Source organism: Methanohalophilus levihalophilus (assembly GCF_017874375.1).
In the GTDB taxonomy this organism is placed as follows: Archaea; Halobacteriota; Methanosarcinia; order Methanosarcinales; family Methanosarcinaceae; genus Methanohalophilus; species Methanohalophilus levihalophilus.
This window is the reverse complement of the sequence record NZ_JAGGLK010000002.1, coordinates 550,798-570,004: the sequence shown is the minus strand read 5'-3', so window position 1 is coordinate 570,004 and position 19,207 is coordinate 550,798. Positions and strand designations below refer to the sequence as shown.

The following is a 19,207-nucleotide window of genomic DNA, read 5'->3' as shown; positions in this document are numbered from 1 at the left end:
ATTATTAGATTTCCTAATTATTTGAAAAATGAACTACTTGATGTTATATAAAACTGCGCTTATTTGATGAAGCTGATTTGAAACTCACATTACAAAAATTGGAAATGAACTGGAGGAGAAATCTATTAGAATCCCTCCTCCTGAGGAGTTCCTTAAATATAGGAAGTCATATAAAAATGTAATTATGCTGTTCGAGACAAAACTATAAAAAAAGAAAACTGGAAAGAAGGTTACTTCCTTCCTATGAAATAGTAGGCTATAGCGCCTAGCACACCGAATAACAAAGCTACAAGAATCCATACTATTTTCATCAAAGTGCTCAGCCCTTTGTTCTGGGTAAGCACATCATAGATTACCCACAACACCGATGCCAGAACTATTAATCCCCAGATTGTTGTTAACAAAGACATAGTTATATCTCCTACAATTATAAAATAGTGAGAAAAGTATTTAAGAATTGCTTTGCCTGATTTCAAAAATTATCCCGAACATCACTTGTCCGGCCCCTCAGGAAGACAGAAACCAAATATAGTATATTCCCCGAACTTGCTGTCAATGTAAACTTTTCCGCCATGCATTTCGACAAATTTTTTCACCAGGGAGAGACCCAATCCGGTTCCCCCATATCGACGGGAAGCAGACGATTCCACCTGACTGAATGTCTTGAATAACTTCTTCTGATCCTCTGGTTTTATGCCGATGCCATGATCCTCAATTTCAAATTTGATAAACCCCGAATCCAGTTTTTCAACCCTCACCTTTAAAACATCTTCCACATGGGAAAACTTAATTGCATTTCCAAGAAGGTTGTAGAGAATTTGCTTAATTTTCTCTTCATCAGCTACCATTACATCAACATTTTCATCCACAGAAACATCAATTGAAAGTCCTTTTTTGAAAGCGAGTGGATCAATAATTTCCACTATATCATGGAGTGTTTGCCTGACATTAAACGTATCATAGTGAATTTCGTGTTTCCCCGATTCCGCCTTTGAGATGTCAAGAATGTTGTTAATTATATTAAGAAGATGCAAACCGCTATCATGAACGTTAGTAAGGTATTTCTCCTGCTTTTCGTTTAACTCACCAACTTTCTTTGTCAGGAGAAAATCTGAAAATCCAATGATTGCATTGAGGGGGGTGCGCAGTTCATGACTCATGTTTGCAAGGAATTCACTCTTGCTGCGGCTGGAAGCTTCGGCAATTACCTTTGCTTTTAGAAGCTCGTTTTCAAGATTTTTCCTTTCAGACAAATCGATTTCCATGGAAAAAAACTCAAGTGAGCCTTCCGGATCGGTAAGTGCAACATGACTTGAGTAAACGGATATTTTCCCCCCATCCTTTTTGAGAAAACTTATCTCAGAGCCTTCAATTGGAACAAAAACAGTACTTGAAGAACGGATAATTCTGTCGAAGTTTTCGCGATATTCAGGAAGAATAATAAGTTCGGTCAGTTTTGAGCCAATGGCGTCTTCTATCGAATAGCCGAACATTTTCTCGCTTGCACGATTCCAGTAATTTATAGTGCCTTCCGAATCAAAACCCTGAACTGCGACATCCGGAACCGCATCTATCAAATGCATAAAGCGCTCTTCATTAAACTGAATCTGTGTGTCTTGCTGTTTTATTGTTTTCTCAAGATCAACCTGGTTTCGCAACGACATGTAAAACAAATTTGCAGCAAGGATGACCAGCATGAAAGAAACAGCCTTTATCAGCGGCAGATCATCCGGAGAAAGCCCGTTTACTAATAAGTCTTCAAGCCATACAGAAAAATACAACCAGAAAGGAACCATTAAAAGCAGAAAAAAGATTACTGTAGCAGTTAATACTGAATAAGGACGGGAGAAAAAACCTTTCAATCTAAGGGGATCATCGATGTTTTTTTCGGGCATGGTTTGCTCCGCTACCCCCATAAACCCTCTAATCATCTACAGGAAACATTTATACCTATGGATTATATAATATAAATAGCTGTTCACGTTGTTAACTGGCGGTGTTCCTAAAAACAGTCTCAAAAACAGAGGGACCGACGATGAAGATAGACACAAAAACGCTTCCAAAATACATCAATATCGTCATTCTACTTACATTAATCAATGCTTTGTTATCACGATTTGCAGTCATGAAATCCCCTATCGAACTTGGTCCGGGGGTTTCTGCTCTTTATTTTGCCATTTCTTTTATGATAGTATTCACTTTGTGGTATGGATTATGGGGCGGAATTGCCGCATATACGGGATGCGTCATTGGCGCTGGATTTTTGGGAGGATTACCACCGGAAGTCAACATAATATGGTCTGTTGCAGACTTCTGGCAGGTACTGATTCCATTAGCTGCTTTTAAGATCCTGAACGGAGATATCCGCCTTCTCACAAGAAGAGATATGTTGATTTTTCTGGTGTTTGGTTTGTTCCTGAATAATCTTCTGGGGGCAGTTTGGGGATCATCTATGCTCTTTGCAAGCAATATTGTGACATGGGAACAGTGGTTCAATACATTCCAGGGCTGGTTTGTAGGCAACCTTGTCGTAACGATAATCATTACACCATTGCTCCTTCGATACGTAACACCATATATCCAGAATACCCAGACTTATGTAGAAGGATACTGGAATTGAAGGATAAAAATACTGTATGTAACTGGATCTTATGCCTTTACTATTTCATTTCTGTGCCAGTATGTTAATACGACGGAAGGTCTCAAAGCACCTTTTGTCTTCTTGTCTGGTTTCCTCTATCATCCTGTTAATTACAAATTCACGGAATTCCATTTGCTTTTCTTTGGGAAGAAAAGAAATAAAAGGAACAAGACTGGGCTGATCAATCCATTTGATCATAGCTTCTGAATCCGGGAAAAAACGGTCAGCGTTTTCACCCCATACTTTTACATTACACAATCCGCTGGATTTAGCAAGTGCTGAATACTCATCCACAGATGGCATATACCAAGGCCATTCGAAGGTTGAAAAATGTTCGGCATAACTCCCCAACGCCATAGCTTCACGTATTACTTTAAAAAAGCTTGAACAGTTTCCTTCAGCTGCAAAATTGAAACGAATCTGGCCACCGTCATAGAGAGAATGACTAACATTACGAAGCAGACTATGATGATCCTTTACCCAATGAAGAGCGGCATTTGAAAAAACAACATCAAATTCCTCGACAAAGTTGAGAGCGTTGATGTCCATCAACAGAAAATGAAGGTTGTCTCTTTCTTTTGGAATGGCTACGTCAATCATACTCCGAGAAGCATCAATGCCGATGACTTCTCCATTTGGAAGAAAATCGGATATCCTTACCGAAAGTGTTCCGTCACCGCAACCGAGATCGAGGACTCTCTCATTTCCCTTAAGATTAAGTTCTGCTATCAGCCTGGAACCCCATTCCTTTTGGTGGGTTGATGCCTGTTCGTACTTTTTTCCGTCAAATTCGTATACCACTTTCATCCGACCAGAGAGGAAGACTTTCTATAAAATTATCTTAACTGTATATTATACATTATCCAATAAAATGATACCGAGATGCAACCGGATCTTGATCAGAACAAAAATAGATCCAGTTATCGAAAAACAAGAGAAAGGGAGCAAAAAGCTCCCTGAAAAAAGAGAGGTAGCAGGCAACTCATTCTTCCGATTCAGAATTAGTACCGGAGCGCTTCCTGTAAAGGACAAAACCTCCGACTGCTAAAAGAATAACTGCCAGCCCGCCAAGCATTGTACTACTGTTGCCCCCTGATGAAGCCCCTGGAAGTACCTCTGTCTGGATTTTCACGGCATCCGAAATCCTGTCATGACCGTCTGAGTCCTCATATTTGATCTCACTGTTTATGGCATAGCTTTTGAAGACTGCATTTTCATCGACTTTCAAACGGAAAGCTGCAACTGAAGATTCACCTGGCTTCAAGTCTCCGAGATAAGCCTGATCATCGGTAGTACTAAATGGCTCTGCAGGACTCATACGCACGATAGCATCCTTTGCCGTTAACTCTCCGACGTTGGAATAAGTAACATAAAGCATGTTTTCCTCATTGGCATACAGAATCCCTGTCACGTTTGTAACAGCAAACTTGGCTTCTTCTTCGACATACACCGGCACGGTTACGTTCTGGGCTCCAACATCATACCACAAACCTACCTGCATGTTGGTAATACCAAGATCCGTTTCGTTATCCCCATCAACCTGCACATTTCTCTGGAAGCCGTAATAAAGATTCAAAAGCAGAGGGTACTCACCTGCTTCGGCATTCTTGGAGATCTCAATCACAAACTGGACAGGAGAATCTGTTTGCTCACCTGCCATAAGAGTGCCCGCTTCCTGAGGACCGGATTTTACCCTGATATTCGGGTCAGAGGACGTCATTATCGCAACAATGCCTATTGCGGTAGTACGTTGTGATTCATAGGACATCTCTGCCTGCTGGAGTTTTTGCTCCAGAGTATCCAGATCATCGTCATCGGTTTCCGATCTGAAACCTGTTAGGACCCCTTTATTCATCAAATTTACATTCAGTGTAACAGTGTCACCGCGGGCAAATTCATTATCCCCTACAAGGGTGGCCACTACGTCGGGGCCACCATAAACAGTATAGTAATTTTCATCAAAACTGAAATGTTCCGGCAAACCTGCATTTACAGATTCTTCCTGCGCACTGGCAGCTACTGTAAGCAGTAATGCCAAAACCATTATTGCGAAGGAGCATTGTTTTGCATAGTTTCTTATCGTTCGCATAATCTACCTCTCTATTAATTTAATCAATTTTTCCTGACATACCTGAAAGACATGAAGCCCACTATCAGGAAAACACCTGCAAGCAACAAATCAAATGTCGGAATCACAGACTCTGATTTGTGAAGTGGTATTTGCACCATCAAAGCATCCGAAAGGCTGGTCTCACCGTCTTCGTCAATGTACTTGACTTCACTGGAAATTGCATAATCCTTGGGAACTGCATTGTTTTCAGCAGTTACCTCAAAGGAAACTGTTCTTTTTTCTCCTGGGTACAACGTACCGAGGGAGATTTCGTTCCTTGATGACGAAAGGGGCTTCATTGCCACAAGACGGGCAATTGCGTCATTTGCAGGCATCTCACCCATGTTGGTATAGGTAATGTTAACTGTAGAAGTCGAGCCCGCCATTAATTCCCCTTCCACTTCTGTGACCTCAAGTTTTGGATCAGGTTTGACAAGGATTGGAATCTGCAGCGTTTTGTTGGCATTCTTGTAGTATGTCGTGTGATCCATTGAAGGAAGACCCAGAATCACAGTACTTCCACCCGTCATCTCCACTTCACTCTGATACTGATAAGTCACAGGCAGAAGTAGCAGATATTCACCTGCAGGAGCATGTTCGGAAACTTCAAGTTTAAACACAAGCGGATAGTCGGGAAGTACACCGGGCATCAGTTCATCAAGAGTCTGAAGACTGGAGTCAGGATCAACATCGATATAATCGGAAGTTGATATCAATTCCGCTTTGAGGCCTATTGCAGTAGTCCTGTAGGCTTCGTATTCAAGTTCCTTCAGGGACAACGCGTGTTCCGTTTCATCAGCGTCTATACTTGTATCATACTCAACACCGTGAAGAACGCCCCTGTTGGACAGGACAACGTTTAGCAAATATTCCTCACCACGTCCAATTTCAACATCACCAACCACTGATGCATAAATATCCGGTTCTCCATAGGTTTCGTAGTAATTAGTGGAGAATTCGGAGACCGGAGGAATAAATTCCTTGGATTGAACTGCCGGCGCCATACATAAGAGTAAAACTATCCCGATTACAAGGATAGAAGGATAATTTTTCAGGAAATCATTCATAAGACATTACCTCCTGCCCGGAAAGAACTGACTTTCCATTCCTTTCTTCACGCCAGCTATCAAGATATACTATGAGTGGCGGGAAAACTACAAAGGTAGCAAACAAGGCCAGTGCAACATCAATAACAGTTACAAGACCAAAGTTACTGTTTAAGCCAAACGGCGATGCAATCAAAGCGGAGAAACCAAAAAGCGTTGTAAGACCTGAAGCAATAATAGCCTTCCCGATTTTACCGCTTGCAGTCACCATTGCATCATGGGGCGAGAAACCTTTCTCTTTTTCCTCGTAGTAACGTTCCATCATCAAGACTGCATATTCAGATCCCACACCCAGAATTAAAGCGCCAAGAGTGGCTGTCATAGGTGTATAAGGAACGTCGGTGAAATACATTACTCCACCAGCCCATCCTATTACGACAAACATTGTTGCAACCGGCACAAATGCCTTGAGCCAGTCACGGTAAATCACAAGCAATCCTCCAAGAACCATAAACAGACCGGTGAGTGTCATCATGATACGCCCTGAAGTAAGAGCATCAATCAAAGTCGTCATGACCACAAGATCTCCGGTAACAGTTACGGAAACACCTGGAGGTGGCTGCATCCAGCGAACATCATCTTCCAGAATGCCAACAAGTTCACCTATACCTTCGATTCCAAGCTCGGTCCAGGCATTACCAGTATCCAGTTGCATAAGAAGGAAACTGTCATCATGCATGAACCACCGGGATTGTGATTCCGGAATTACTGAATAAAGTGCTTCAATTTCAGAATCCTCGGAGGGTAATACCCCGCCGTTATATGACTTCAGCAGAGTATGCATCCCTTCCGAGCCGTATATGTTGGCACGGTGCTCAGTCTCATGTTCACCAAATTCTTCCATCCATTGAATCACCGCCGGATCAGAGACATCTTCCACCTTGATAATAAGATCAATATGAGTGGTGCCACCTTCCATTACACTACCCATGTGAGTCCATTCAAGCAAGGCCTTCATGTCGGAGGGAACAAAGGTTTTTGTGTCAGCTTCTATTGGGATCATTGTATCCGTATAAATTCCGGATACACAGAGCAACCCTGCAAGAAACAGTATTGGAACAGGATGTTTGAGAGTGAATTTTGTGGAATTGCGCAGGAGGGTTTCGAATTTGTCAGGACCACTGGATTTCTTTGTTTTCTTTTCCCTTTTGGGAATCAGTGATGAAATTTTGCTGATGAACCTGTTTTTGCTGGCACCATCAAGACCATAGAGAGTGGTAACTCCGACAAAAAGAGATGCAATAAAGCACATTGCAACCCCGATAAGAAGAAGTTTTCCGAAATCCTGGATCATGGGAACCGTGGAAGTAAAGAGGGAAACAAAACCCATTGAAGTAATGAGCAAAGCAATAAGGACCGCAGGACCTGTGTGTTTGACCGTCTGGACCACTGCTTCTGATTCACATTCACCACATTCCAATTCCTCCTCAATACGATTATGGAACTGGATGGCATAGTCTATCCCAAGGCCAATCAGGATTGGGAAAGCAGCCATCGACACCATTGTCATTGGAATATCCAGGAAGCCCATCGCCCCAAAAGTGTAGATCACACCGATCATCACGATGCCAAGCGGGAGCAATCTCCACCTCACATGACGGAAGACAATGTAAAGAACAACAAACATCAGTATTATTGAGATCATTAGCAGGTACGATATGCTGCTATTCATCTCATCTTCCATTTCGATGTTGAAGTCAGCATCACCCGTCACAATTACGTTGTAACCTGCCGGAAATTCCGCAAAAACTACGGACTCTTCTACAATACGAAGTATTTCCCTGAGATCATCGTAGCTCACATCTCCCCCAACTTCAATGAACACAAAGGTGTGCGTATTATCAGGAACCACTGATTTTGGCGCGTAAATATCAAGCAATTGCTCAATTTCATTCTCATTTGAAGGAAGTTCATACTTATTATTCACGTCAAAATTCGTTTGCCGGATAACAGATGCCAGCCCGGTGGTCTCCACCACCCCATCAACCGGACGCACAAGTTGTTCAAACCTGTCAATTGCATGAACAAGTTCGGGGTTACTTACCTCACCATCCTCAATCATTACAACGATTGACTGGGTGTAGAACATATCAAGGTAAAGGTGATCATAATCCTGATACATCTTCGAATCCTTATCAACAAAAGTACTGGTATCCGAAGCCATCTTTATCATTGTGGCTCCTTCAAAGGCAATGAAGATCAAAAGGATGGAAAGTATTAGGAGAGGAAGAGGATTGTCTTCAATAAATACCCCTATTTTCTCAAAGATTTGTTTTAAGCCCGTATCCACACACCTTCACGAATCTAAATCTTGAATTTTTAATAATTCTTAAAACTTCTTATGATATAAATATTTTTTGACTCTTGAGAAGGCACAAGAATTAGTTACTGCCCACATGCCGTTCTTGAATTTCCGTCACTTTCTCGGTTACAAAATCAAGCAGCATTTTAACTCCATCTAACTCGTGGCAATAGTTCTCCAGAATCTTAAGCTTTTCAAGATCATAATCCGATGAAGCTTGAGTTTTGCATTCCGCAATCAGGCGAGGAAGATGTTTTTGTGCAAGACTTGATTCAAGTTCAAATCCTTTCCGAAACGATTCTTCAATAAGCTCAAGATAGTTTTTTGTCATGTAGAAGTACGCCTTACGGGAACCCGATATCTTTTTTCTTTTTATACCCCAATAAGTTTCCAGCTGACCCATTTTAAGGCTTATTGAAGCAAGGCTGTAGCCGGTCAGATCGGCCAGCTCTTCCATACTCAATTCACCGGGTTCAAAATACAAAACAGACATAATCTTCGCAGAAAGATTGTCAAGACCGTAGACCTTGAATATTTCCTCCCCATACTCAATTATTTCCTGATTTAGCTTTTCTTCCAAAGTAAACCCCTACTTTTAATGATTCTTAAAAGTTGTAGGATCTAATACATATAGTTTGTCAGTGGGGAAATGAAAAACATCAAAAAGAATAAAATGAGAACCACAATTTCCTGAAGGTGACTTATGCAGGAACAAATATGCCAGAGCTGTGCGGATACGCCTGAAAGAAGAAACGGATTTTGGAACTAACGGGAATGAGAACATTAACAAGATGTACTGCCACTTCTGTTTTCAGGGTGAAACTTTTACCGATGATGGCATAACCCGGAAGAAAAAATCACAAAGAACATCGAAATTGCAAAAAATATGGCATGCCGGAAGGAGAAGCGAGGAAAATTGCAAACGGTGTAATCCCGACACTTAAAAGATGGAAAAATGATGCTTTTTACAGCATCATTCAGTAAATACAACTTCCACTCTTTTTACGTCCCAGAGTGATTCCAGCTTTTCTATGACATCTTCTTTGATGGCCGGAGCAAACTGGTGATCTGATGGCAGATCCACCACAACCCTGACAATACCGTCTTCGATGGAGGTTTTCAGGATCAAATCCGTGCGAATAACATCAAGTCCGGTAAGCGGATTCATGACGTGTTTGAGACGGGTCTTAACAACATCATCTGTTGTAGGTTCTCTTTCAGTGATAAGACCATGTTTCTCTTCGTAATCACGTATAGCTGCGCGGAGACCTTCAACAGCCAGAACCGAGCAGTGGGCTTTTACCGGAGGCAAGCCACCGAGTTCCTCAGCTGCCTCTTTCCAGCCAATTGTTTTAGCTTCATCGATTGTCTTGCCCTTAGCCATTTCCGTGATTACGGAACCTGTAGCGATATTGGAAGCACAACCGTATGACTCGAATTTTATGTCCTCGATTACCTTTGTATCATCATCAATCTTGAGATAAACCGCAACCATGTCACCACAGGCAGGGCTGCCTTCCATTGATTTGCCGTCCGGATTTTCGATTTTACCCACGTTACGTGGATGCCTGAAATGCTCAAGCACTTTTTCAGTATAAGGGAATTGCATAACTTACCACCTGATTAGTCATTATTTCTGAGAGGGCTGATAACCCTCAATTGCTCAACAACTTCGCTGATTGCCTCAACAATTGCATCCGCATCTTCCATTGTGTTGTACCTGCCAAAAGTGAAGCGTACGGAACCGTGTGCTCTTTCATGATCTCCACCTATTCCACGAATTACATGACTGGCTTCAAGAGATTTGCTGAAACATGCAGACCCTGTGCTAACTGCAAATCCACGCATATCAAGGTGAAGCGTGATAGACTCGCCTTCGACATAGTGGAAGGTGACATTCGCGTTCTGGGGAAGCCTGTCCTCGCGACTACCGTTAAGAGTTACATCAGGAATCTGCTCAAATGCACCATCAATAACCCTGTCACGCATTTCTGCGAGTTTTTTGGTTTCCTCAGGAGTAACCAGTTCCACGGCCTTTGCGAGACCAACTGCTGCAGGGATGTTCTCAACACCTGCCCTCCGGTTGGATTCCTGGAACCCACCGTCCATCCATTTATTAAGGGGAGTTCCTTCACTAACATACAATGCGCCAATCCCCCTTGGACCATGGATAGTGTGCCCTGAGATTGTTACAAGATCCGCAGGGATTTTCGAAACATCTAGAGGGACGCGGGTGAAACTGTGTGTTGCATCAGTGTGCAGGAGAGTGTCTTTCTCCTTACAGACAGATGCGATATTCTCAATATCCTGCAGAGTTCCGATTTCCTGATTGGCCTGCTGTATGGAAACAAGGATTGTATCATCACGGATGATATTTGCAAGCGATTCAACATCCACTTTACCTTCTCCATCCACATCAAGATAATCAACTTCAAATCCCTGTTTTTCAAGAGCTTTTGCAGTATTCAAAACCGGAAAATCCTCAATCTTTGAAACTATTATATGATTTCCTTTCTTCTTAAGTGCAGAAGCCACACCTTTCAGCGCCATGTTGCTAGATTCAGTGCTTCCGGAGGTGAACACGAGCTCTTCCGGAGATGCCCCCAATTTTGAAGCGATTGTCCCGCGGGATGCTTCCAACCCTTCCTTGGCGTCAATTCCCATGGAATAGCCGAATTCGGAAGTTGCCACAGCATAAACATCAAAATAATATGGTTTCATGGCCTCGAGTACCCTTTCATCAAGGCGGGTACATGCCGAATTATCAAGATAAATCATTTCTTCAAACACACAATTCCTCCAGTCAGATAAACAGGCTTATGTCTGCGTCCTTTGCTTCGTAAACATAAGTACCTACAGCACCACATTCATCGATCCAGTCTTCACGAAGATCTTCACGTTTGATTCCCATTATTTCCATGGTCATGTCGCAGGCGATTATTTTCCCGCCCAGTTCCTTATAATCATCCATTAATTTTTCAAGGGAAGCAACGTTGGCTTTCTTCATTCTGTTTTTTACCATCCATTTGCCTAAACCGAGGAAATGCATTTTTGAGAGAGGTCCTTTTTCAAGCCCGCCTTTCTTGAGCCTTTCCAATCCCCAGAAAGTAAAGTACATAGAGACTTCCATACCCATGGCAAGTGCACCGTTTCCTATAATCAGTGCACTGTAGAGCTTGTCCATGTCACCGCTCTGGACAACTAGAACGGCCTTTCCAGTCATAGTGATCACCTTTTAATCCTGATCTTCCATTCAGTGTCCTTATCTTCAATGCCCAGCACTTCAAGGCCCATTGACTCACAAGCCATGGGAATTTCCTTCTTTGAAGCTGCGTGGGTACCGACAATAATGACTTCATCACCCTCTGCGGCCTTGCGAAGAGCTTTCCTGCACTCCACGAGCGGAACAGGACAAGTCTGTCCCCTTACATCGATTTCTATTTCGGCCATTATTACTCCTCAATTACACGAATATAGTATACTAATGATACTAAGGATAAAAAAGGTTTCGCTTTGCATAGCAAAACCTCATTAACAATTAAACTTCCAGACATTAAAGACCTTTTATTCACATCAATAGTTACCCGTTAATTTTGCAAGTGCCCTGTGTATACCGTGTATGCTGAAATCATTGCCCAGATACATCATTGGGCATTTCCCCGTTATACAGTTGATTCCTCCCTCAGCACAAATTTCACGAACTCCCGGAGTGTCAGTATTCCAGTGAACCCAGAAATGTTCAAACCCTTTCTCACGCAGGGACATAATCAGATCTGCCGGATCGACTGCCGTAACCCCGACAATGATATTTTCAACATCATCCGGGATTTCAGAAATATCCGTAGATCCAGATGACACTTCTATGACACTTACTTTCTTACCCCTTTTATCAAGCTCATTTACAGCCCATTTCATCGCTGGTTTACTGCCATCGGTGAGAACTGCAAAAGAATTTGCCTTCAAAAAATCTTCCTGTTTATCAGCCATGCAAGATCCCCATGCGTATACATTAGAAGATACAATAAAATAGAATCTAATCCAACTTAATTGTATCTTAGAGGAAAAAAGGATGGAAGAAAAAAGTTATCCTGAAGGGCACTGGATGGGAATTGGAATAGCCATTGGGGTCGGTCCTGGAATAGCAATTGGAGTAGCCTTAAACAACATTGCAATAGGGCCTGCAATTGGAGTTGCTCTGGGCGTTGGAATCGGTGCAGCCCTTGAAGCAAAATATAACCCAAACCCGCGTCCCCTTACTCCAGAAGAGAAAAAAAGAAGGAAAACGCTGCTATTATTACTCACAGGCGCCTTTGTGCTTGGTTTGCTTGTATTCTTAGCTATATTTATCGCTTCACTCTAATCGAAAAGACGATTCGCCTTATTTTTTGTATTCCCCCATCAATTCAACATAACTGTCTGAATTTTCCTTTATCATCTTAACCTCTTCATCCGTAAGCTCCCTTTGTAGTTTTCCCGGAACCCCTATTATCAGACTTTTTGGAGGAAATTTTTTGCCTGGAGGTACAAGGGCATGAGCCCCGACTATTGAATCGCCTCCGATTTCAGATCCGTCAAGAATCGTAGAATTAATACCAATCAGCACATTGCTTTTGATTTTGCACCCGTGAAGAACAGCACTGTGGCCAACAGTAACATAATCTCCGACATCAGTTGCACCATGAACGACCACATTATCCTGAATACTGGTCCTGCTTCCAATGTGGATTTTATCAGCATCTCCCCGGAGTACAGCATTAAACCAGACACTTGAATACTCCCCGATTTTCACATCCCCGATAATTTCTGCAGAGTCAGCAACGAAAGCCGTCTTATGGATTACAGGTTTTTTGGATTTGAATTCTGTTATCATCCCGATTCACCTCGATTATCAGATATTGATTGTTCTCTCATTAAAAGGCCAGTATCGACTTAAAATTTGGCAAAAATGACGCTTCTCCAAAATAAAATGGCAACCGGAATTGATAATCCCTTCGACGTAGATATTTCTAAACTATTTCGTGAATCAATTATTTGCCCTGATTCAGAGAGCATATTTTTTAGAAACTCATAAATAGGGTCTTAACGGAGTCTACTGCTGCATTAGAAAAATGCGACGAAGGTATTTTATTATGGCAATGTCGAAAAAGGATTTAGACAGGAAGAAAGGCGCAAAGAGAGAAAAACAGGCAAAACTGGAAGAAATGGCAGCCAGTGGCAACAAGGATGCTAAGAAAAAGCTGGCGAAATTGAAAAAGAAGGGAAAATAATTCCCTGCCTCTTTTTGATAACTTAATTTTGTTTATAGTACATCTTTCAGGGCATTAGCTGCGGTGTAAACACTCCCGACACCGGCAATATATTGAGTGATGCGCAGGGCTTCCATGACTTCTTCTTTTGTTGCACCTTCATTCATAGCTCCAATTGCAAGGTTTTGCACACCATTTACCGCACCTGCTGCAGCATCAAGGGACATTGCAATGAGAAGTTTGTATTTCATCGGAATGCTGCCTTCAGAAAGAGCTGTCTGGCTGGTGTTTTCCAGAAGATCAAAAAATTCAGGATCTGCATTTTTTATTACTTCAAGTGGGTTTTCAGACATTTTATGGACTCCTTTAGGAATTAATAGATTAAATTGACTGAACCCCTATTAGAATACTTCTTTAATTCCAAATATCCAAAGATAGATTCATACACAGGCAACTTTTCAGACGTATAATTACTTCAATTCCCGCCTCAAGAAAAGTACCATTGCAATTCCTAAAATCCCGGCTGTCAGGAGTGGAGGTGCAGTCGGAATATCATAGGTTTCAGGAGGTGCATAACCAAAGTAATGCCCCGGATCCGTATCCGATACGTCAACTCCCTGTGGAGATGTGCCAACCGTAATTGCATGGTTTTCATTGTGCCCATATTTGGCCTGTTCACTGCTTGAGAATCCAATCGATGAACCGGGCTCCAGCACCGGAATTGTACCTATGAAACCAATGCTTTCATCGTTCACCGTAATGTTGGTCAGATTGATGTTACCGCTATTAGTGACACTGTAATTCCAGTAAAGTCTGTAGTAATATCTCACATAGGGACCAAGTGGTGTATCAGCATCTTTTCCATTCATCAGTAGCTCAATATCAATAGAAGGATCGATATTCAGCGAAAGATGATCTGTATTGTTTAACCCGATAACAAAATCCAAATCACAAAACCCATCCTTATCCGCATCATTGCAGGTCTGGCTGAAGCCGGAACCATCCGGTTTCGCCCAATAGTTTCCACCAACATATGGGCCTTCAATGATGTTTGGACCGCCTGACTTTGTTGTATTCCAGATATTGGAAACGTTTGTATCACTTAACAGAACGTTGTTTGTGTTGTTGAAATAATTATTGTAAATTGTATTATTTCCGGATTGGTTCAAATGAATACCAATACTATTTCCTGTAACTTTGTTGGAAACAATAGTTGTGTTTGTAACATTGTTCAGCAATACTCCCGAATTATCCAGGCCACTGGCAGAAGTTACATCGAAACCTCTGATTGACACATTATCCGCTGTTATATTAAAAACAGGTTCATTTGCATCCGATGCCGAAACAACTGTATCATCCGGATTCCCGGAGAAAGAAGACAAAGTCAGTTCCTTATTGACAATCACATTTTCTATATATGTACCCGGATGAACAATAATAATATCACTTGCATTAGCTGCATTTATTGCAGCCTGTATAGTAGTATGGTCTTTACTGCCACTACTATCAACTTCGATCATAGTAGCAAATGCACTACCTGACATCAGTACAAATAGAGCAAAAGCTACTATGAACTGCGGTTTAAGCCCCACTTACATACCACCGAAACTTCCAATACACCTAGCATTTAGACTATAGTAACAAAATAAATGTATTTAATAGAATATATACTTTTCGAGAATATATTTGTACTGAAATATATTTATTTATTCTAAAAAATCCTTCTTAATATAAGTTAGTAGAATTGTTTAGTAATAGGATTATATGGAGCAAAACAATGAAGCGCGTAATTGTACAGGAGTTATACCAGCATTTCTATGTTGACAAAGCTTTTGAAAGAAGAGATTTATTTGAAACACTCAAGAATAGATTCAGCATCAATAATGCACTTTATCCAGGAAGCTTTGCCCACATAACACCATCTTTCTTCTTTCCCGAAGTGGTGTACGTAGATAGTGATGACAGGGCCAGGAAATTCTTCGATCAGAAAGATGAAGTTGCTAAATTGATTTCAAAAAACAGAAACTATAATTCTGAACCAAGTTTTGATTTCATACCTCAGGACTACTCCAAACCCCTCGACCTAAAAGAAGAAAGTTTTGATTTGCTTATTTCACAATATGCAGGTTTTATCTCACAGAATTGCAAAAAATACCTGAAAATTGAAGGTCTTTTACTTGCAAATAACAGCCACGGAGATGCTGGAATAGCATCCATAGATGATGATTATGAATTAATTGCCGCTGTTTATGTTAAAAATGGTAAATATCATATTACTGAGAAAAATCTGGAGTCATATTTCATTCCCAAAAAGGAGACAGAGATTACAAAGGAATACCTCAGAAAACTGGGAAAAGGCATTGGATATACAAAAACAGCCAATTCATACCTTTTCAGGAGGATTGGATAAAAAAACTCAGAAATTATTTCTTTGCATAAACAAAATACGCTCCTTTGGGATGAACATCAGGATATATTTCATCGTGGTCTACGTGAACCTTGTAACCTTTTGCCTCGTATTCCCTTTTCAATGCATCCGCCTCATCGGAACTGGCTCCCAGAAGATCGGAAACAATCTTGTAGATTTCGCCGTCATATTCACAGGTTGTTTCGCTAATGCACATTGTGATCATTCCCCAACAAGTTTCTTTGTGATTTCCGCCACATGCTTTCCCTGGAAACGTGCAATTTCAAGTTCGTTTTCAGTCGGACGCCTTGTATCCGGACCATTACCTGCAACCGTTGAAGCTCCATAAGGACTCCCACCAGAGATTTCGTCAAGGGTTGAGTGACGGGTTTCGGAATTTGGCAACCCGACAATAATCATCCCGTGATGCAGCAAGGTAGCATGGAAACTTAAGATTGCGGCTTCCTGCCCTCCATGCTGAGTGGCAGTGGATGTAAAAACACTTCCAACCTTTCCAATAAGGGCGCCTTGAGACCATATCTTCCCGGTACTGTCAAGGAAGGCTCGCATCTGGGCGGCCATCATTCCAAAACGTGCAGCAGTTCCGAAAATAATGGCGTCCGCTTCCACCAGTGTTTCAGGAGTTGCAACCGGCAAATGCTCAAACCGTTTTTTGGAATCTGTTGCCCTCATTTTCTCCAGAATTTCCGGACTCAGGGTTTCAGCTACCTGATAGAGTCCGACTTCTGCCCCCTCCACTTCCCGGGCACCTTCGGCAACTGCTTCCGCCATTTCGTATACATGCCCGAATGTACTGTAAAATACAATATTTATCTTCAAAGCCTCACCTATCTGGAAGTTGCACATGGAAATACACAAACCCAGTTTGTAATTGGATTGAAATGATAATTAGTTTTTGATGTACACGGAGTTATTCAAAGAAGACCTCAAAGACAGACTATGAAATTCATGGAAGAGTAATCCATTCATAATTTGAAGTCATTTTATACGATTAAGGAATCAGCATGCAAGCACATTCAATAGAAAAAATGATCCAGTATTTTGGAGCCGATGTCAGGAGAATTAACCATGCTCTGAAAGTTTATGCTTTTGCAAGCTGTATCGCACGAAAAGAGAACCTAAACACTGAAAAAATAACGATTGTGGAAATAGCAGCCATATTGCATGACATCGGAATTGTGGAAGCAGAAAAGAAGTACAATTCCACTGCCGGGAAATATCAGGAGATGGAAGGACCATTGGTAGCACGGGAGTTACTTTCGGATACCGGGATAAGTGCAGAAATGCTTGAAAGAATATGCTATTTAATCGGAAATCATCACTCATATCAGAATATAGATGATTTGGATCTGCAGGTGCTCATTGAAGCTGATTTTTTAGTTAACATTTTTGAAGATGGGATGCCGGAAAACTCAATAAGAAGTGTACGGGATAAATATTTCAAAACCAAGACCGGAATTGGAATGATTGAAAGTATGTACCTGCAAAAATCGGGAACTTGACAATGGATTTTTCAAATTTTAACGTCAGGAGGCAAGATCGTTTACTTGCCGAACAAGCCGCCAGAAAGTTGCTGGCACACGCGGAATACGGCGTCCTTTCCATGAAATCAGAGAAACAAGGAGCATATGGAGTCCCGATAAACTATGCGTGGGATGGCAAAAAAGCGATTTATCTCCATTGTGCACCCGAAGGGCAAAAAATAGATTGCATCAAACTTTGTGATGATGTGTCATTTTGCATAGTGGGAAAAACAAAAGTAATCCCGGATAAATTCACAACAGAGTACGAGAGTATTGTTCTTGAATGCAAGGCATCCCTTGGTCTGCAATCTGACGAGCGAATGAAAGCCCTGGAACTTTTGCTGGAAAAATACTCTCCTGAAGATAAAGAAACGGGAATGGAGTATGTGAACAAGTCATTTCACAGGACAGAAATAATGAAACTGGATATTGTGAAATGGTCAGGGAAATGTAAAAGTTTGTGAAATTATGATAAACAGGAAGCAAATCATGCTTCCTGTTCAGGCCATTTCCATGAAACTCTTCTTGAATACTGAGACAAACCTGACATTGTACCAAGGCTGCGTATTTAGTTCGTTTGAGATCTGACTACAAGTCTACTCTTTAAGTAAATTTACACATAGAACTCATCTCTTCAGGTAGTCACAACCCCAAGGATCCCTGCAAGTTCAAGGCCTTCACTGCCGATTGAAGCAAGCTGCCCGTAAATATCGGATTTGGCAACGAACTTTTCAGTTCTCGTACCATCAACCATTTCTATTTTGATAGTAACTTCTTCTTTTTTATATCCACGATCAGTGCATTCCTTGATGATCTCACCGTATTTGCTGGCTATGATCTTTATACATTCAAATATCCTATTGTCTGCCATAGCGTCCCTGTTGTCAAGCAAAATCATGGCAAGACGCTTTGAAGCTACAGATTTTGAGAATAATTCCCCGAGTTTTTTTGCTATTATATCGACATAATCCATGTTTATAGATTCCATCAGGGCACTGTCGCCTGTTATATCATAGTCACCATAGTGAATTATGTAGCTATTCTCATCACCAGATATTGTGAATCTGTGTTCGGAATCCTTGTCTTCAATGACAGCTTTCAGGTTTACGCCATCATATTCGATAGAAGTGACATAAAAGTCAGAAACATCCATCTCCTTCAATTTAGATTCTTTGTGAATTATCCCACCAGTGGACCATATAGGCAATTTGAGTTCCTGCAGGTCCTCAACTTTTATCGTATTTTCAGTGAAAGTCAGTTCGAATTCATACTGCATATTTGCAATAGAGCTAACCTGCTGCCCAACAAGTCTTTTATCTTTTACAAAAGCAGAATATGAATTATCAGCACCATATACACCATTTATAAAAAGTGGATTCAGAATTGAGAGCATTCTTGATTCAAGATGTTTCACCTCATTCTGCGTCCGTTTACTTCTCTCTTCAATGTCATCAAATAGTCTGTTATTCTCTCTTGAAGAAGCATAGGAACATGTGTTAATGATTTCATCCCTGATCTCAAGAATCGGTTTTGAATCAACTCCTAGTGTAATTTTTTCCAAGAAATCAGATGTGTCCTTTTGGAATTGATCAATTTTCTGGATCATATGCTCCAATATCACAATTTGTTCTTTATTATCTTCTTTAATTTTTGTTGCAGAGTTTTCAAGCGGAATCACTTCTTTCGAAATTTTCAGGAATTTCTGCAAATCCTGAATAAAATCCACTTGTACCGACAGCTCGGTAGAATCCTGATGCGTATATTTCATATTATACCCCACAAAAATCAGTAGAACCCCATATGCACCATGCAATTACAGTATATAAATGTTATTATAATGAACTGTAACAA

At 41.2% G+C, this 19,207-nt stretch carries 25 protein-coding genes; 7 read left to right on the top strand and 18 right to left on the bottom strand.

What is annotated here, in order from left to right:
• Positions 1 to 230: 230 nt before the first annotated feature.
• Both J2755_RS06700 and J2755_RS06695 read right to left on the bottom strand, forming a co-directional pair.
• Entirely contained in the window at positions 231 to 410 is a 180-nt protein-coding gene (locus J2755_RS06700) for a PLDc N-terminal domain-containing protein (RefSeq protein WP_245312748.1), read from the bottom strand.
• An 81-nt stretch (positions 411 to 491) separates the two neighbouring features.
• Positions 492 to 1,895, bottom strand: coding sequence for a PAS domain-containing sensor histidine kinase (locus J2755_RS06695; RefSeq protein ID WP_209681176.1), 1,404 nt, complete (start codon positions 1,893 to 1,895; stop codon positions 492 to 494).
• 140 nt (positions 1,896 to 2,035) lie between these two features.
• On the opposite strand from J2755_RS06695, the gene J2755_RS06690 reads away from it, so the two are divergent.
• Positions 2,036 to 2,620 (top strand): hypothetical protein, encoded by a 585-nt coding sequence (locus tag J2755_RS06690; RefSeq protein WP_209681174.1) that lies wholly within the window; start codon positions 2,036 to 2,038, stop codon positions 2,618 to 2,620.
• 45 nt (positions 2,621 to 2,665) lie between these two features.
• On the opposite strand, the gene J2755_RS06685 is transcribed toward J2755_RS06690, so the two are convergent.
• The 5 genes from J2755_RS06685 to J2755_RS06665 form a co-directional block, all read right to left on the bottom strand.
• Positions 2,666 to 3,448 (bottom strand): class I SAM-dependent methyltransferase, encoded by a 783-nt coding sequence (locus tag J2755_RS06685; RefSeq protein WP_209681172.1) that lies wholly within the window; start codon positions 3,446 to 3,448, stop codon positions 2,666 to 2,668.
• A 175-nt stretch (positions 3,449 to 3,623) separates the two neighbouring features.
• Positions 3,624 to 4,730 carry a COG1361 S-layer family protein gene (locus tag J2755_RS06680; RefSeq protein WP_209681170.1) on the bottom strand — a complete coding sequence of 369 codons (1,107 nt, stop codon included), beginning with the start codon at positions 4,728 to 4,730 and terminating at the stop codon, positions 3,624 to 3,626.
• Positions 4,731 to 4,753: 23 nt separating this feature from the next.
• Positions 4,754 to 5,818 carry a COG1361 S-layer family protein gene (locus J2755_RS06675; protein ID WP_209681168.1) on the bottom strand — a complete coding sequence of 355 codons (1,065 nt, stop codon included), beginning with the start codon at positions 5,816 to 5,818 and terminating at the stop codon, positions 4,754 to 4,756.
• Positions 5,811 to 8,147 carry an RND family transporter gene (locus J2755_RS06670; protein WP_342591062.1) on the bottom strand — a complete coding sequence of 779 codons (2,337 nt, stop codon included), beginning with the start codon at positions 8,145 to 8,147 and terminating at the stop codon, positions 5,811 to 5,813. The genes J2755_RS06675 and J2755_RS06670 overlap by 8 nt, the downstream gene beginning before the upstream one ends.
• A 91-nt stretch (positions 8,148 to 8,238) precedes the next feature.
• The gene (locus J2755_RS06665; RefSeq protein WP_209681166.1) at positions 8,239 to 8,739 is read right to left on the bottom strand and encodes a GbsR/MarR family transcriptional regulator; all 501 of its coding nucleotides are present in this window, start codon (positions 8,737 to 8,739) and stop codon (positions 8,239 to 8,241) included.
• A gap of 148 nt (positions 8,740 to 8,887) precedes the next feature.
• On the opposite strand from J2755_RS06665, the gene J2755_RS11595 reads away from it, so the two are divergent.
• Positions 8,888 to 9,103 (top strand): zinc ribbon domain-containing protein, encoded by a 216-nt coding sequence (locus tag J2755_RS11595; protein ID WP_209681164.1) that lies wholly within the window; start codon positions 8,888 to 8,890, stop codon positions 9,101 to 9,103.
• Positions 9,104 to 9,132: 29 nt separating this feature from the next.
• Here the strand turns inward: J2755_RS11595 and J2755_RS06655 are convergent, their stop codons facing one another.
• The 5 genes from J2755_RS06655 to J2755_RS06635 form a co-directional block, all read right to left on the bottom strand.
• Positions 9,133 to 9,768 carry an iron-sulfur cluster assembly scaffold protein gene (locus J2755_RS06655; protein WP_209681162.1) on the bottom strand — a complete coding sequence of 212 codons (636 nt, stop codon included), beginning with the start codon at positions 9,766 to 9,768 and terminating at the stop codon, positions 9,133 to 9,135.
• 14 nt (positions 9,769 to 9,782) lie between these two features.
• Positions 9,783 to 10,937: a cysteine desulfurase family protein gene (locus J2755_RS06650; RefSeq protein WP_209681454.1), complete on the bottom strand. Its 1,155-nt coding sequence runs from the start codon at positions 10,935 to 10,937 to the stop codon at positions 9,783 to 9,785.
• 25 nt (positions 10,938 to 10,962) lie between these two features.
• Positions 10,963 to 11,382, bottom strand: a complete 420-nt coding sequence (locus J2755_RS06645; protein ID WP_209681160.1) for a DsrE/DsrF/DrsH-like family protein — start codon at positions 11,380 to 11,382, stop codon at positions 10,963 to 10,965.
• A 5-nt stretch (positions 11,383 to 11,387) separates the two neighbouring features.
• Positions 11,388 to 11,609 carry a sulfurtransferase TusA family protein gene (locus J2755_RS06640; RefSeq protein WP_209681158.1) on the bottom strand — a complete coding sequence of 74 codons (222 nt, stop codon included), beginning with the start codon at positions 11,607 to 11,609 and terminating at the stop codon, positions 11,388 to 11,390.
• A 123-nt stretch (positions 11,610 to 11,732) separates the two neighbouring features.
• A complete protein-coding gene (locus J2755_RS06635; RefSeq protein WP_245312746.1) occupies positions 11,733 to 12,146 on the bottom strand; it encodes a hypothetical protein in 414 nt (137 codons plus the stop codon).
• 82 nt (positions 12,147 to 12,228) lie between these two features.
• On the opposite strand from J2755_RS06635, the gene J2755_RS06630 reads away from it, so the two are divergent.
• A complete protein-coding gene (locus J2755_RS06630; protein ID WP_209681156.1) occupies positions 12,229 to 12,519 on the top strand; it encodes a hypothetical protein in 291 nt (96 codons plus the stop codon).
• Between the two features lie 18 nt (positions 12,520 to 12,537).
• Here the strand turns inward: J2755_RS06630 and J2755_RS06625 are convergent, their stop codons facing one another.
• Positions 12,538 to 13,029 carry a gamma carbonic anhydrase family protein gene (locus J2755_RS06625; RefSeq protein ID WP_209681154.1) on the bottom strand — a complete coding sequence of 164 codons (492 nt, stop codon included), beginning with the start codon at positions 13,027 to 13,029 and terminating at the stop codon, positions 12,538 to 12,540.
• Positions 13,030 to 13,288: 259 nt separating this feature from the next.
• Between J2755_RS06625 and J2755_RS06620 the strand changes: the two genes are divergently transcribed.
• Positions 13,289 to 13,426, top strand: a complete 138-nt coding sequence (locus J2755_RS06620) for a hypothetical protein (RefSeq protein WP_209681152.1) — start codon at positions 13,289 to 13,291, stop codon at positions 13,424 to 13,426.
• 32 nt (positions 13,427 to 13,458) lie between these two features.
• Here J2755_RS06620 and J2755_RS06615 read toward each other — a convergent pair whose 3' ends face one another.
• Together J2755_RS06615 and J2755_RS06610 are read right to left on the bottom strand one after the other, a co-directional pair.
• Complete coding sequence (locus tag J2755_RS06615; RefSeq protein WP_209681150.1) at positions 13,459 to 13,758, bottom strand: carboxymuconolactone decarboxylase family protein; 300 nt, start codon at positions 13,756 to 13,758, stop codon at positions 13,459 to 13,461.
• A 117-nt stretch (positions 13,759 to 13,875) separates the two neighbouring features.
• Positions 13,876 to 14,997 (bottom strand): NosD domain-containing protein, encoded by a 1,122-nt coding sequence (locus J2755_RS06610; protein ID WP_209681148.1) that lies wholly within the window; start codon positions 14,995 to 14,997, stop codon positions 13,876 to 13,878.
• A 185-nt stretch (positions 14,998 to 15,182) separates the two neighbouring features.
• Between J2755_RS06610 and J2755_RS06605 the strand changes: the two genes are divergently transcribed.
• Positions 15,183 to 15,815 (top strand): hypothetical protein, encoded by a 633-nt coding sequence (locus J2755_RS06605; RefSeq protein WP_209681146.1) that lies wholly within the window; start codon positions 15,183 to 15,185, stop codon positions 15,813 to 15,815.
• Between the two features lie 13 nt (positions 15,816 to 15,828).
• Here J2755_RS06605 and J2755_RS06600 read toward each other — a convergent pair whose 3' ends face one another.
• Both J2755_RS06600 and wrbA read right to left on the bottom strand, forming a co-directional pair.
• Complete coding sequence (locus tag J2755_RS06600; protein ID WP_209681144.1) at positions 15,829 to 16,029, bottom strand: hypothetical protein; 201 nt, start codon at positions 16,027 to 16,029, stop codon at positions 15,829 to 15,831.
• A gap of 5 nt (positions 16,030 to 16,034) precedes the next feature.
• The gene (wrbA, locus tag J2755_RS06595) at positions 16,035 to 16,652 is read right to left on the bottom strand and encodes an NAD(P)H:quinone oxidoreductase (protein ID WP_245312744.1); all 618 of its coding nucleotides are present in this window, start codon (positions 16,650 to 16,652) and stop codon (positions 16,035 to 16,037) included.
• Positions 16,653 to 16,837: 185 nt separating this feature from the next.
• Here wrbA and J2755_RS06590 point away from each other — a divergent pair, with 185 nt between their 5' ends.
• Positions 16,838 to 17,335 (top strand): HD domain-containing protein, encoded by a 498-nt coding sequence (locus J2755_RS06590; RefSeq protein WP_209681140.1) that lies wholly within the window; start codon positions 16,838 to 16,840, stop codon positions 17,333 to 17,335.
• Between the two features lie 2 nt (positions 17,336 to 17,337).
• Positions 17,338 to 17,820: a pyridoxamine 5'-phosphate oxidase family protein gene (locus J2755_RS06585; protein ID WP_209681138.1), complete on the top strand. Its 483-nt coding sequence runs from the start codon at positions 17,338 to 17,340 to the stop codon at positions 17,818 to 17,820.
• 170 nt (positions 17,821 to 17,990) lie between these two features.
• Here J2755_RS06585 and J2755_RS06580 read toward each other — a convergent pair whose 3' ends face one another.
• Complete coding sequence (locus J2755_RS06580) at positions 17,991 to 19,124, bottom strand: hypothetical protein (protein ID WP_209681136.1); 1,134 nt, start codon at positions 19,122 to 19,124, stop codon at positions 17,991 to 17,993.
• Positions 19,125 to 19,207: the final 83 nt, after the last annotated feature.